Below are 13134 nucleotides of genomic sequence, written 5' to 3' on the forward strand. Positions count from 1 at the left end.
ATTAGTACTTGACTACGATAGGAGTCTGGTAGCTACGATCCAGAGCGTTCTTGCGATTGTGTTAAAATCAAATTCCTTTTTATTAAAATGTATTTATGGATAGAATTTGATTTTAAGAGACAATCTTCAGAATCGCTCTGTCTCTTCGCTAGTTTGGGTTAGCGTCAAGCACTGATTTCAAGATTGAGCCATAATTCATATAATAAAATATTATTTCAAACCGTATAAGTTTAATTGCATAATTTTTTAAATGTGTATACAAATAGTATCACATCAAAAAAGGATGACCTCCACAATTTCAAAGGTCATCCTTTCCTATACTACAAGCTCAATCCCACATAAGGCTTGATATTATCATCAGTACTTTAACACCCCTTGTACTAGCGAAGAGACAGGTAGATTCTGAAGATCGTCTTTAAATCTAGATTATATCCATAAAATCCCATTCAAGTAATCTAGATTTAACAACGATTGTAAGAACTACCTGGATCGTAGCGCCTAACCTCCAGTGTTAAAGTACTGATCCTATATTAAGCCTTAAATATTTTATTTGAATTTATGCCAATCCATATTAGATGAGTTCAGCAAATGCTCAAAATTGTTATCTAGTTCTTTTTGCTTTTGCTTTTGCTTACGCTCCTGCTCCTTTTGCAAACGTGCAGCTTCCTTACGTTGATCCTCTTCCTGCTGTAGGCTTGCCGCTTGCTCCTTTAACTTGCCAATGACATCGGCACCAAGCAAATCTTTAAGTGTTGCAGGTTGCTCCTTAGCGGCAGGAGTAGGCACACTACGGTTCTTTTTCTTAGCCATTTCAATCACCTCGGATTATGTTACCCCTAAGCTACCATAATGGCAAAATTATTGTCAACTTACTACTTAAATACTTTTCACAATCATAGCAATGCATCTATTATTTCCCTTCTATTTTAATGCCTTGCTTTTCCTCAAATTTAGCTGGCCAAAATGCTACACGTCCTAACAACATCGTAATGGAAGGCACGAGGAATGGACGGACAACAAACGTATCAAGCAATACACCAATTGCAGCAATCAGTCCAAATTGGACTAAGACTTGGATTGGTAACGTCGTTAATACTGCAAATGTACCTGCAAGGATAAGTCCAGCAGATGTAATTACACTTCCTGTTTCATTAACCCCTTGCGAAATCGCTTCTTTAAGTGGCATCTCCTTGCTTTTTCTCCAAATGCTTGAGACGAGGAAAATGTTATAATCCTCACCTAAGGCGACAAGGAATACGAACGCATATAACGGAATGAGTCCTTGAATCGCACTCACACCCATGAAATCATGAATAATAATCCAGCCTAGCCCTAAAGCTGAGAAATAAGATAACACGACCGTTAAAATCAAATAGATCATCGCTGTAATCGAACGAAGATAAACTAACAATAACAAGGCGATTAAGCCAATCACAATTGGAATAATGACCTCAGTATCGCGTAAATTCGTATGCTCTGTATCGTATTGTGTAGCGGTTAATCCACTTACCCATACTTTATTATCGGCATCGTTAATCCCTTGCTCCTTCAGCTTATCAGCAACTAGGCTTTGAATTTCAGGGATATGTGACATCGCTTCATTAGAGTATGGATTAATATTAAATTCAATATCGACTGCTTGAATCGCTTCGTTAGTGGCTCCTTTTGCTTGTTCAGATACATTAGAAATATAAGGTTGATCCACTAACCATGACTTTAAATCTACTTCTTTACCTTCGGTATCAATCATGACCTTAGCAGGTGCAAGCTCACCAGGTGTAAATTTCTCCCCAATAACATTAAAACCTTGTCTAGATTGACTACTTTCTGGGAATGAAGACAATAAATCAACGGTATACTCAACACGTAAAGCATTAACTGCAAGCCCCACTAAAATGACCATCGTAACTAAGACCACTGTCCAAGGACGGTTGGTTACAATGCGCCCAATCCAGCCTGCAGACTTACGAGGTTGTTTAGGTGTTTTATTTTTAGCTGCAAGCATTTCTGGGGTACGTGGAATAAATGGAAAAAATGAAGCTCTCCCCAAAATCGCTAACAGGGCTGGAACTAACGTTAAGCTAGCCGCCGCCATTATTAAAATCGACAAGCTAAATGGCACAGCAAAACGGTGAACAGCACCATATTTAGCAAATAACAAGACTAGCAAGGATAACACAACGGTAAAGCCACTCATGGCGATCGCCCCTGCAGAATCACGGAATGCAATAACGAGCGCTTTTGCCTTACTTTTTTCTTCTAATAATGTCTGTCTAAAATGTGAGATTAAAAACAAGCAATAATCAGTTCCTGCGCCAAACAGCAAAACCGTCATAATCGAAATGCCTTGTGAATCTACTGTAATGACACCCATCTCTGCCAGCTTGCCCAAAATTGGACTTGTCACGATATAAGCAAAACCAACGGCAATCAGAGGAATAATTGCAAGGATCGGCGATCTATATATAAGTAATAGCAAAACTAGAACAAGTAGCACGGTTGAAATTAATAAAGACACATCTGCATCGGCAAACAAGCCTGAAGCATCCTTAGAAATCCCTGCTGGTCCCGTTACTCTTACACTTAGCTCACCTTGTTTGTCTAAATCTTGTTTAAATGGATTTTCCTTAAATTCCTTTTCCATTTGGGCTTCAATGGCATCAATCGCCTTAGTAATGTCCGCTGAATCTAGTCCTTTTTCAAAGAAAAATGGCAATACAATTGTACTTCCATCTTTTGAAGCTTGCCCTTTAAGTACAGGTAAAGGGATTTTATCAAAAGGAACAACAAGCTGCTGGCCTAGAGCAGGATTTGCTGTAAAGTGTGAGGTTAGCGAGGTAAGATGACCATAATCCGCATCAGTTAGCCCTCCATCCCGCTTAAATACAAATAACGCAGGAATTCCAGCATCACTTGGAAACTGCTCCTCTGCAAGCTGTGCCGCTATAACAGATGGCATCTCGTCACCTAAATTTGGTGCATTATTTTGCGTCACCTTGTTCACCGCGGGCCACACAGAGCTTAAAATCACTGCAATCAAAATCCAGACTGCTAGCGTAATCCACTTGGATCTTTTGCCAGCAACATAACGTCCCATTTTTTCTAACAAAATTCCCATCGTTTGTTCCTCTCCTTCTTTAAATATTACAACCCATTGTCATTTATTATATTAGGCATTTATAATTATATATACCGGAAGGTTAATTATCAATCAAATTTAGAAAAATTTAATTGTTCTCGTCCTTTTGTTGAATAAATCATGCTATGGTATAATGATGGCTCAATAAAGAAATATTGGATCATCTGATCGTTGAGGTGAACTAGAATGAGATCCAAAGGCAAGCGGCCACTAGGCAGACCACCAGTACAGGAGGAAGGAATTCCTACCCCACAATTGATTAAAAATATTTCTTCAAAGCTTTTTATGGAGAAAGGTTTTGAGTCTGTATCGATGAATGAGGTAGCCAAGCAAAGTGGTGTTACAAAAGCGACAGTTTATTATTATTTCCCAACTAAAAACGATTTGTTTTTAGCTGCAATTGGCGACGTGCTTGGACGCGTTACGATACTGATAGAAAACATCTTATGTCAAGAAGGTAGCTTTTATTATCGACTTACGCAAGTGGCAGAGCAGTATTTAAAGGTTCCAAAAATGCATATGCATACAATGCTAGAAAAAGCCCAACAATACCTCTCAGAGGAGCAAGCCGCTACTCTAAATAACTATGAGCACCAGCTCTATGAGCATTTACAAAATTGGTTTATTGAGGCAAATGAAAAGCACGAAATAGATTGTGAGGACCCTATTCTTGCGGCTCATTTATATGTTTCAATGCTCAGAGTGACGGAGAGCAAATACTGGAGTGAACGAAACGTTGGGCGTACGGAAGACGCCGCAAAACGTATTGTAGCTTTGCTCTGGCGAGGGATACAGCCACAAAATAGCGAGGAATAAATTATATAAGCCTGTATACAGAAGCTTGTAAACGGAAGCTTATAAAACATAAGAAAGCGATGATGATCATGGCATTTGGTATTAAACGCAAGGAATTAGAGGCTTGGAAGCAAGAGGTGCTTGAGGGCAATATTGCTTTTTTAACCCACTATTGGCTTGATCCACGTTTTCCAAATATTAAAACAGTAACAAAGGTTGGATGCTCAGACCTCGAACGCTTAACCGCATGGTGTATCCAGTATGAGCTCCCGCCCCAGCATATACATAAGCGTTTTTTATTTCCTCATTTTGATCTAATTGGCCCTAAGCAAATTGATATTTTGTTAGAAGAAGGGTACAGAGAACAATTGGAACGCTTTAAGCTTATTTAAAACTTAATATGAAAGGTGGACATCATGTCAACATCACCACAAGCTTCATCAGAAAGTATATTGCGTAACCGTTTCTATCAAACGGTCCTCATCTCCAACATCTTTTTACAAATTGGGATCTGGGTTAGAAACTTCGCCATCCTCATGTTCGTTACAGATATGACGAATAACGACTCCTTTTCCATCTCTTTAATTTCTGTTGCAGAGTTTGCACCGATTTTTGTGTTCTCTTTTATTGGCGGTGCATTTGCGGATCGATGGAAGCCTAAAAAAACGATGATATGGTGTGACTTTTTGTCTGCAATCTCCGTTTTTGTCGTTCTGCTCACCTTGATTTTTGAATCATGGCAAGCTGTTTATTTTGCAACCTTTGTATCTGCTATTTTATCGCAATTTTCTCAACCCTCTGTCATGAAGCTATTTAAACAGCACATTCATCCAGATAAGGTCCAACAAGGAATGGCATTATTCCAATCGTTAATGGCAATTTTCATGGTGTTAGGGCCGTCACTTGGTATTCTTGCTTATCAGCAAATTGGAATTTACTGGTCAATCTCAGTAATGGGGATCGCTTTTCTAATCTCTGCTTGCATTTTGTTCAGATTACCTCCTGATATTGAGGAAGAAAAAACGGAGCAGGTAGAGCGTACTAATATTAAACAAGAATTAATAGATGGATTTAACTATGTGTGGAAAAGCAAAGTGCTAAAAACATTAGGTGGTACCTTTGCCATTGCTGGCTTTGCTGTTGGGATCATTCAGACGTTAGGTTTGTTTATCGTCTTTGAAAACTTAGGACAAACAAAGGAATTTCTGCAATATTTACTCATGGTCAATGGAGGCGCAATGTTGATTGGTGGAGCTGTGTTAATGAGCTTTGCTAAAAAAATTCCACCACAGGTGCTATTAGCAGTTGGTACGGTCATCAGTGCCGCTTGTATTACAGGAATGGGGATTTCTAAAAGTATACCTTTAACATTTGCATTGCAATTTCTAAATGGTCTTACAATGCCTTGTATTCAAATTGGTATTAATACAATGATTCTACAATTTACAGAGCAATCGTACGTTGGTCGGGTGAACGGTGTACTTAGTCCAATGTTTACAGGCATGATGGTCATTATGATGTCGATCGCTGGTATTATTAAAAAATATGTACCACTTATGGACATTTATATTGCATCAGGGATTGTTATGCTTATCGGTGGATTAATATTGATCCCTATTTTTAGAATTAAGCCTAACTTACCCTCTTCCCCCGCGATGGGGCAAGCACCAGAACCGTCTTAGTAGATTAGATGAAGTACTTTCAAAGCATAATAGGTATGCAAATAAAAAGCGTCGTCTTGAAGCAGCTAAAATGCTCCAAGCGACGCTTTTAAGTTTCAAACATTGTTGTTTATTCTTAACGTTTAAACTTAACGTTGATTAAACGTATCTGTTAATACAGGTACGATTTGCGCTTTACGGGAAACGACCCCTTTTAATACAGCTTTACTATCTTCTAACTTCACATTGTATGCTTTTTCTACTAATGATGCGTCTTTACCAAATGCCAAACCAACAGAATCATTATTTAAAATATCGGTAACTACGAATAAAAATAGGTCAAGACCTTTTTTCTCGATAATGATGTTGATTGCATTTTCGATCTCAATGCGGCGTGCCAATACATCATTCACATCCACTGCATTCACTTGGGCAATTTCGACCTTCGCACCATTCATTTCAAATTCCTTGCTATCAAGGTTAACAAGCTGCTCGATCGTCTTATCACTTAAATTCGCACCTGCTTTTAACATATCTAAGCCGTATTCCTCTGCATCAACGCCAGCAATAACAGCCAATTCCTTCGCCGCAGCTACGTCCTGTGCGGTACAGGTTGGTGATTTAAACAATAAGGAATCTGAAATGATCGCAGACAACATTAATCCAGCAATGTTAGCCGGAACTTCTACGTTATTTTCCTTATACAATTTGAGTAAAATCGTTGCAGTACAACCTACTGGCTCCGCGCGGAAATATAATGGACCTTTCGTCTCAAAGTTTGCAATTCGATGATGGTCGATGACTTCTAGCACTGTCACTTGATCAATATCTTCAGCACTTTGCTGACGCTCATTATGATCTACAAGAATAACCTCGTTTGTTTCAGAAGCTACGGTTGTAACAATACGTGGTGCAGCCACGCCAAAGCGTTCTAATGCAAATTTCGTTTCATTGTTTGCTTCTCCTAATGCAACAGCCTCTACCTTTAATCCAAGCTTGCTCTTCAAATCAGCATAAGCGATTGCTGAACAGATTGTATCCGTGTCTGGGTTTTTATGACCAAAAATTAATACGTTTCCCATCGTGAACTCTCCTTTTAGCTATACATTGTAAAGCGATGTGAATCTACACATTCCAACTTACAAAAGTATATCCCACATTTAGAGGGACAAGCAACCCGTTATTTCACAACAAATTGTTCGTATTTTGCATAGTCACTCGCTTTGAGTTCTAGCACTAACTTTGTGCCCTCTTCTTCATATGCTGTTTCCGTAATGTTTGCATGCTCATTTAAATAAGAAACGATATTCCCTTGATCATACGGAATTAACATTTCACATTGCACATAGTCTGTAAAAATACGTTTAGCTATTTCATCTGTTAGCTCCTGCATGCCAATCCGAGGTTTTGCCGCTAAATATACAATATCCTTCTGTACCTCTGGGATCACCTTATCCGTTAAATCTGCTTTATTGTAAGCATATAAGGTTGGAATATTTTCAATACCGATGTCCTTTAATGTTGCATTCGTAATCTCAATTAGTCGCTCATATTCAGGATTATGGTAATCTACCACATGAATCAGTAAATCCGCTTCTGCCACCTCTTCTAACGTCGAACGAAAGGCTTTAATCAAATGATGAGGCAATTTACTTACAAACCCTACAGTATCAGTAAGCAAAAAGGACTTATTGTTAGGAAGTGGGACATGTCTAACTGACGTCTCTAGTGTGGCAAACAACATATCCTTTTCAAACACTTGCTTATCTTGGGACTGACTATATTGCTCCATGAGCGCATTCATAATTGTAGATTTGCCAGCATTCGTATAACCTACGAGCGACACAACAGGCATTCCTTGCTTTTTACGTTGCTTGCGTTGAGTCTGACGATGTGCGACGACCTCTTCTAACTCCTTGCTTAATGCAGTAATTTTTTCTTCAATCCGTCTGCGATCGAGCTCTAGCTTTGTTTCACCCGCACCACGGTTATGTGTGCCAACCCCACCGCTTTGTCTTCCTAACGATTCACGTAAGCCTACAAGACGAGGTAACATATATTTTAGTTGTGCAACTTCAACTTGAAGCTGTGCTTCTCTTGTTTTAGCACGTTGCGCAAAAATATCTAAGATTAGAATGGTACGATCGATAACTTTACACTGTAAATCCTTTTCTAAATTACGTATTTGCGAAGGGGATAACTCATCATTAAATATGACAAGATTCCCTTCCATCGCTTCAAGGAGCGAGCTGACCTCTGTGATCTTCCCTGTCCCAATATAATGGGAGTTATTTACCTTTGGCAAATTTTGAGTTAAAGTGGCAACCACCTCTATCCCACATGCTTCCGTTAAATTCGCTAATTCCTCCATCGAATATTCAAAGTCTTCCTGAGACTTAACATTAACGCCAACTAATACTGCCTTTTGCACTAAAGTTTCTAATTCTTTCATATGATTCATCCCTTTCAACTTCTAATATGGCATAAAAAAACACAGGTAGCGCGACCTGTGTAGAGGGTGAACGAAAAATACACATCTAACTATACTAGCTGCATCAACAATAGTTTGCATATGCACATCTAGCCAGACATCCTAAAGGATATCCTGCCAGCTATCTTGTAATAAAACCCAAGTTCACTTGTAACCTTCCGAAAATCAAGCTAGAGTGAGCAATAGCAATATATAATTGCATACTGAGAACACATTACAAAACAGATATAATGAAATGCAATCCTATGAATTATATTAAAGGTACTGTCCCTAAAATGCAGACCAATCCCGTTCCCCCTGCACAGGTGCAGAGTCTCCTAAGCACTATTTAATTAGCCGCGCAAAGAGTAAAAACGAAATTTAGTAATCCACATAAGAGTACAGCCCTCCATTCGCTAGAAATAAGGTCATTTTAACATAGTATACCTAATCCAACAAGCTTTTAAGCATAATGCTTAGTATTGCTCAGTTTCTCAGCTCCCACACTGATTAAGTTAATAGTGGTTTTAACGTAGCTTCAATTTGAGATCTTCTTGGCTCTAAAAATGGCGGAAGCGCAAGCGTGTGCCCTAGCTGCTCTAACGATTCGTCAGTAGTAAACCCTGGGCCATCTGTAGCAATCTCAAATAAAATTCGATTAGGCTCACGGAAATACAGCGATTGGAAATAATAGCGATCCACGAGTCCTGTATTACTGAACCCAGCCTCATTTAGCTTATTCGCCCAAGCTGTAATCTCATCTCCATCTTCTACACGAAAGGCTACGTGATGCACACCCCCACGACCTAATCGCTCCTTAGGAAGATCATGCCGCTCTTCAATATGAATCTCCGTCCCTGCTCCACCTTCTCCAGACTCCAAAACGATAATATCAGGTTGATTAGGAACAAAAGACGCATAACTTCCAGCTTGGCGAAACCCCATAATTTCCGTCATTAAGGACAACGTAGCACTTGCATTATCTACCGTCAAGTAAACAGGACCTAGACCTCTGATGGCATACTTTTCCGGGACAACCGCTGTCCAAGGTTTACCTGTAGTTGCACCATGAACAGCTTGTATAGCTTTATCATTTTGCTGTGATACAAGAATATACCGGCTTCCTTCAAAATCCTTAAAGGCTAACGTCAATCTTCCTCCACGCTGGACAATGTCTTCATGGGGTACATCCAACTGCTCAAACCGATCTCGCCAGTAGGTTAATGCATCATCACTAGGAACACGTAAACTAACCGCCGAAATACTGTTATTGCCATCCCGATTTGCACCTGCATGATCAATTTCAAAAAATGTAACCTCTGTCCCAGCACTGCCAGCTTCATCCCCATAAAATAAATGATACATGCTGTCATTATCTTGATTGACCGTCTTCTTAACTAATCTTAGTCCTAATATTTCTGTATAAAAATGAAAATTTTTTGCCGCCGATGCTGTAAAAGCAGAAGTGTGGTGAATCCCTTTAATTTGCATGTATCTTCAGTCCCTTCTTTTCATTTGTTAACTTAACGCTTCCTTTGCAAAATAACGCTGTAACGCCTTGTTCATCCATAATGAGAAAACGATAAACGCAACAACACCTGTCAGCTTAAGTGGCTCTGCCATAAAATCAGAGAAGTGTGTGCCGATGTATGAGACGCAAAACACCATGACTCCTTTACCTAACGCCACGGCAACAAAAAAGGAGAGTACAGACATTCGTGTTAGTCCTGCTACGATATTAACGATGACAAAAGGCCCTACAGGTAACATTCCTAATAAAAAGACATAATTAAAGCCATTACGTCTTGCCCACACCAGAGTTTGCTCTACCTTTGGCTTGGCTGACCAACGTCGTATCCACTTTAGCTGTGACCCTTTGCGAACAAGTAGAAAAGTCAGTAAGCTTCCAGAAACCAATCCAATCCATGAATATAAAAATCCCCACCATAACCCATACAACGCTGCATTCAAGCCCACGATAACAATCGTAGGTAACGGGGGCACAAACGATTTCATAAAAGTAAGTAAAATGCCCGGAAGTGGCCCTAAGGAGCGATATTTTTCTAACCATAATGCCAAATTTTGTTCTGTAAATAAATCGATAATGCTTAATGTACCGGACATTTGTCCACCTGCCTATTTTAATCAATTCCTGTTCATTATACCTGTTTCCTTTTATTATTTCATGGTATCGTAAAAAGAAAATACATATGAAATGGAGCCAGCTATGAACTATGATTGCTTAATTGTTGATGATGAAGTTGCACTCGCCGAAACAACGAGTGAGTATTTTAATATGTTTAATGTTACCACTGCATATGTTACAAACGCAGAGGACTGCGAACAGTTTTTGCAAAAGCATGAGGTCAGCTTAATCTTACTTGATATCAATCTAGGGGAAACCTCTGGCTTTGAGTTGTGTAAAAAACTGAGACAAACCTCCCAAATTCCTATTTTATTTATAAGTGCTCGTACTAGTGATGATGATGTACTCATTGCATTAAATATTGGGGGTGACGACTATATTCATAAGCCCTATACACTAAGCATTTTGTTAGCAAAAGTAAAAGTGATACTTAAAAGGTTAGAGCTTAACACAATTCCCTCCTCTACTGTATCCTTACTTCAATTTCATCATATTAAAGTTGACCTAAATCTATCTCGTGTTTATATTGCTGGCAAAGAAACAAAGTTCACAGCTTTAGAATATAAATTGTTATGTTACTTCATTATTAACAAAAATCGAATTATTACGAAGGAAGAGCTATTTACGAATGTATGGGAGGATCGCTTTACAGGAGACGGTACATTAAACGTACATATTCGGCACATCCGTGAAAAAATAGAAACAGACCCTAATCAGCCTGAGTATATAAAAACGATTTGGGGAAGAGGGTATGTCCTGGAGGATAAAAGGAAATGAAGCTCCGAAGCTTTTTAATTACTTTATGTGGCGTTGGAATCATTGGTATTTTTGTTTCCTTTCAATTTATTAACGTTAAGGTTGACCACACATTAGATATGGTTGCAGCAAATCGCATTTCACAGGAAGTGTTGCAGCATTGGGAGCATCCAGCACAAGGGGATTATAGAGATATTAACTATGTATTTACTGTTATTGATACACATGAGCAACCTAGATTTAAATTCAATCATCCCCCCTCCTCCACCATAAACATAACTTTACATGAAGCACTAAAGAATCGGGATACAATTTTAGATGTAGAAAGAAACGGTCAGACATTAGGCAAAATTATTATTCAAAATAATGTTCAAAACCAATTCCAACAAACTCAACAGAAACTTGCGATTGTCCTTCTAGTTACCTTTTTATTGATATTTATTATTATTTTCATTTACACCATGACTTTAAAACAGCTCATCATTACTCCATTTAACAAGTTACAACATTTTGCAGTGCAGATTGCAAAGGGTAATTTAGATCTCCCACTTCCTATGTTTCGTCATAATCCATTTGGTGCATTTACGGAAAGCTTTGATATTATGCGTGAAGAATTAGCTAAAGCCAAGCAAAGCGAATATGAAGCCAATCGTAGCAAAAAAGAACTCATTGCGACTTTAAGTCATGATATTAAAACACCTATCGCCTCTATTAAAGCAATCAGTGAGCTGATGTTGCTACGCACTGAAGATGAGAAGACAACAAAACAGCTAACTATGATTCATACCAAAGCAGAGCAAATCAACATCCTCGTCACCGATATGTTCCATGCTACTTTAGAGGAATTACAGGAGCTAAAGGTACAAGTAACCGAAGAGTACAGTAGTAGGCTTATACCGATGATTGAAAATATGAATTTTGATGAAAAGCTTACCTATGGGCCTGTGCCTGACTGCATTGTACTCATTGACTCCGTTCGATTGCAGCAGGTTTTTGACAATGTGTTAAGTAACGCGTATAAATACGCTAGTTCACCAATTACAATTACTTTTGCGATAGAGCCAGAATTTTTAAGGATTGAAATCATGGATTATGGGACGGGGATTCCACCTGAAGAGCTACCGTTATTGTTTAATAAATTTTATCGCGGTAGCAATACTGAAGGACGTCATGGCGCGGGACTTGGTATGTTTATTTCTCAATATTTGATGCATCAAATGCAAGGGAAGATTACATGCTGGAACCGTCAAGATGGCTTTACAGTATGTTTAAAAATTCGACTTACTCACATCTAGGTGCAATAAATTTAAGGATTCATTAAGAATTAGACAAAGATTCACTAAGCTTTGATTTTGTATGATGGTACTGCAAATTAGTCGCAAATCATTTAAAAAGGATGGAAATCATGCAAAATTTATTGTTAAACACGGTGAAGTTATGTAAGAGCTTTTCCACAGCTGGACTGCAGCAACATGTCCTCAAAAATCTAGATATTACTTTATACGAAGGAGATTTTACCATCATTATGGGGAGCTCTGGATCTGGGAAATCCACCTTACTGTATGCTTTATCTGGTATGGACCAACCTTCGTTAGGTGAGATTATTTTTAAAGGACATAATATTACTACCTTAAACCAGGATCAATTAGCTAAATTTCGTAGAGTGCATTGTGGGTTTGTCTTTCAACAAATTCATTTACTGGACCATATGAGTGTGATGGATAATGTTTTAGCAAGTGGAATGTTAGTGAACAAAAACAAGCAAGCACTAGTTTCATCTGCTAAGCAGCTTTTGCTAGAAGTAGGGCTTGAAGAGTCGCTTTGGCGAAAGTTCCCTGCCCAACTGTCAGGTGGTGAGGCTCAACGTGTAGGTATTGTGCGCGCATTAATTAATGCTCCAGCAATCCTATTTGCAGATGAACCAACAGGTGCACTTAATTCTGCTTCAAGCAAGCAGGTGCTTGATGTGTTGACGGAAGTATGCCGGGGTGGACAAAGCATTGTGATGGTAACACATGATATCCAGACTGCACTACGTGGGGACCGTATTTTATATTTACATGATGGCGTGATCTGTGGTGATTTAACCCTTGGTAGCTATGAACCTGAACAAAACGAGAAACGCCATCACAAATTAACAAGTTTTCTAGCTGAGATGGGGTGGTAA

Annotated in this window: 12 protein-coding genes; 6 read left to right on the forward strand and 6 right to left on the reverse strand. The window is 38.8% G+C overall.

Annotated elements, in window-relative coordinates:
• Positions 1 to 546: 546 nt before the first annotated feature.
• Positions 547 to 810 carry a YqkE family protein gene (locus tag J2Z32_RS15170; protein ID WP_210090032.1) on the reverse strand — a complete coding sequence of 88 codons (264 nt, stop codon included), beginning with the start codon at positions 808 to 810 and terminating at the stop codon, positions 547 to 549.
• 100 nt (positions 811 to 910) lie between these two features.
• Entirely contained in the window at positions 911 to 3118 is a 2208-nt protein-coding gene (locus tag J2Z32_RS15175; RefSeq protein ID WP_210090033.1) for an MMPL family transporter, read from the reverse strand.
• A 207-nt stretch (positions 3119 to 3325) separates the two neighbouring features.
• Between J2Z32_RS15175 and J2Z32_RS15180 the strand changes: the two genes are divergently transcribed.
• The 3 genes from J2Z32_RS15180 to J2Z32_RS15190 all read left to right on the forward strand — a co-directional run bounded on the left by J2Z32_RS15180 (position 3326) and on the right by J2Z32_RS15190 (position 5616).
• A complete protein-coding gene (locus J2Z32_RS15180; protein ID WP_210090034.1) occupies positions 3326 to 3955 on the forward strand; it encodes a TetR/AcrR family transcriptional regulator in 630 nt (209 codons plus the stop codon).
• 68 nt (positions 3956 to 4023) lie between these two features.
• Entirely contained in the window at positions 4024 to 4326 is a 303-nt protein-coding gene (locus J2Z32_RS15185; RefSeq protein ID WP_210090035.1) for a hypothetical protein, read from the forward strand.
• Positions 4327 to 4350: 24 nt separating this feature from the next.
• Positions 4351 to 5616, forward strand: coding sequence for an MFS transporter (locus tag J2Z32_RS15190; protein ID WP_210090036.1), 1266 nt, complete (start codon positions 4351 to 4353; stop codon positions 5614 to 5616).
• Between the two features lie 128 nt (positions 5617 to 5744).
• Here the strand turns inward: J2Z32_RS15190 and J2Z32_RS15195 are convergent, their stop codons facing one another.
• The 4 genes from J2Z32_RS15195 to J2Z32_RS15210 form a co-directional block, all read right to left on the reverse strand.
• On the reverse strand, positions 5745 to 6677 hold the full coding sequence (locus J2Z32_RS15195; protein WP_210090037.1) for a manganese-dependent inorganic pyrophosphatase: 933 nt from the start codon (positions 6675 to 6677) through the stop codon (positions 5745 to 5747).
• A gap of 98 nt (positions 6678 to 6775) precedes the next feature.
• Positions 6776 to 8047, reverse strand: a complete 1272-nt coding sequence (gene hflX, locus J2Z32_RS15200; RefSeq protein WP_210090038.1) for a GTPase HflX — start codon at positions 8045 to 8047, stop codon at positions 6776 to 6778.
• A 528-nt stretch (positions 8048 to 8575) separates the two neighbouring features.
• The gene (locus tag J2Z32_RS15205; protein ID WP_210090039.1) at positions 8576 to 9556 is read right to left on the reverse strand and encodes a ring-cleaving dioxygenase; all 981 of its coding nucleotides are present in this window, start codon (positions 9554 to 9556) and stop codon (positions 8576 to 8578) included.
• A 27-nt stretch (positions 9557 to 9583) separates the two neighbouring features.
• Positions 9584 to 10189 carry a TVP38/TMEM64 family protein gene (locus J2Z32_RS15210; RefSeq protein ID WP_210090040.1) on the reverse strand — a complete coding sequence of 202 codons (606 nt, stop codon included), beginning with the start codon at positions 10187 to 10189 and terminating at the stop codon, positions 9584 to 9586.
• A gap of 91 nt (positions 10190 to 10280) precedes the next feature.
• On the opposite strand from J2Z32_RS15210, the gene J2Z32_RS15215 reads away from it, so the two are divergent.
• From J2Z32_RS15215 to J2Z32_RS15225, 3 genes are all read left to right on the forward strand, one after another.
• Complete coding sequence (locus J2Z32_RS15215) at positions 10281 to 10988, forward strand: response regulator transcription factor (RefSeq protein WP_245251502.1); 708 nt, start codon at positions 10281 to 10283, stop codon at positions 10986 to 10988.
• Entirely contained in the window at positions 10985 to 12262 is a 1278-nt protein-coding gene (locus tag J2Z32_RS15220) for a sensor histidine kinase (RefSeq protein ID WP_210090041.1), read from the forward strand. Before J2Z32_RS15215 ends, J2Z32_RS15220 begins: the two co-directional genes overlap by 4 nt.
• Before the next feature lie 110 nt (positions 12263 to 12372).
• A complete protein-coding gene (locus J2Z32_RS15225) occupies positions 12373 to 13134 on the forward strand; it encodes an ABC transporter ATP-binding protein (protein WP_210090042.1) in 762 nt (253 codons plus the stop codon).

This window comes from Paenibacillus turicensis (assembly GCF_017873435.1).
GTDB classification, from domain to species: Bacteria; Bacillota; Bacilli; order Paenibacillales; family Paenibacillaceae; genus Fontibacillus; species Fontibacillus turicensis.

What these genes read in the sequence shown, in the direction of transcription:
- J2Z32_RS15170 (WP_210090032.1), bottom strand. Translation starts at nt 810, where the DNA reads ATGGCTAAGAAAAAGAACCGTAGTGTGCCTACTCCTGCCGCTAAGGAG.
- J2Z32_RS15175 (WP_210090033.1), bottom strand. Translation starts at nt 3,118, where the DNA reads ATGGGAATTTTGTTAGAAAAAATGGGACGTTATGTTGCTGGCAAAAGA.
- J2Z32_RS15180 (WP_210090034.1), top strand. Translation starts at nt 3,326, where the DNA reads ATGAGATCCAAAGGCAAGCGGCCACTAGGCAGACCACCAGTACAGGAG.
- J2Z32_RS15185 (WP_210090035.1), top strand. Translation starts at nt 4,024, where the DNA reads ATGGCATTTGGTATTAAACGCAAGGAATTAGAGGCTTGGAAGCAAGAG.
- J2Z32_RS15190 (WP_210090036.1), top strand. Translation starts at nt 4,351, where the DNA reads ATGTCAACATCACCACAAGCTTCATCAGAAAGTATATTGCGTAACCGT.
- J2Z32_RS15195 (WP_210090037.1), bottom strand. Translation starts at nt 6,677, where the DNA reads ATGGGAAACGTATTAATTTTTGGTCATAAAAACCCAGACACGGATACA.
- hflX (WP_210090038.1), bottom strand. Translation starts at nt 8,047, where the DNA reads ATGAAAGAATTAGAAACTTTAGTGCAAAAGGCAGTATTAGTTGGCGTT.
- J2Z32_RS15205 (WP_210090039.1), bottom strand. Translation starts at nt 9,556, where the DNA reads ATGCAAATTAAAGGGATTCACCACACTTCTGCTTTTACAGCATCGGCG.
- J2Z32_RS15210 (WP_210090040.1), bottom strand. Translation starts at nt 10,189, where the DNA reads ATGTCCGGTACATTAAGCATTATCGATTTATTTACAGAACAAAATTTG.
- J2Z32_RS15215 (WP_245251502.1), top strand. Translation starts at nt 10,281, where the DNA reads ATGGAGCCAGCTATGAACTATGATTGCTTAATTGTTGATGATGAAGTT.
- J2Z32_RS15220 (WP_210090041.1), top strand. Translation starts at nt 10,985, where the DNA reads ATGAAGCTCCGAAGCTTTTTAATTACTTTATGTGGCGTTGGAATCATT.
- J2Z32_RS15225 (WP_210090042.1), top strand. Translation starts at nt 12,373, where the DNA reads ATGCAAAATTTATTGTTAAACACGGTGAAGTTATGTAAGAGCTTTTCC.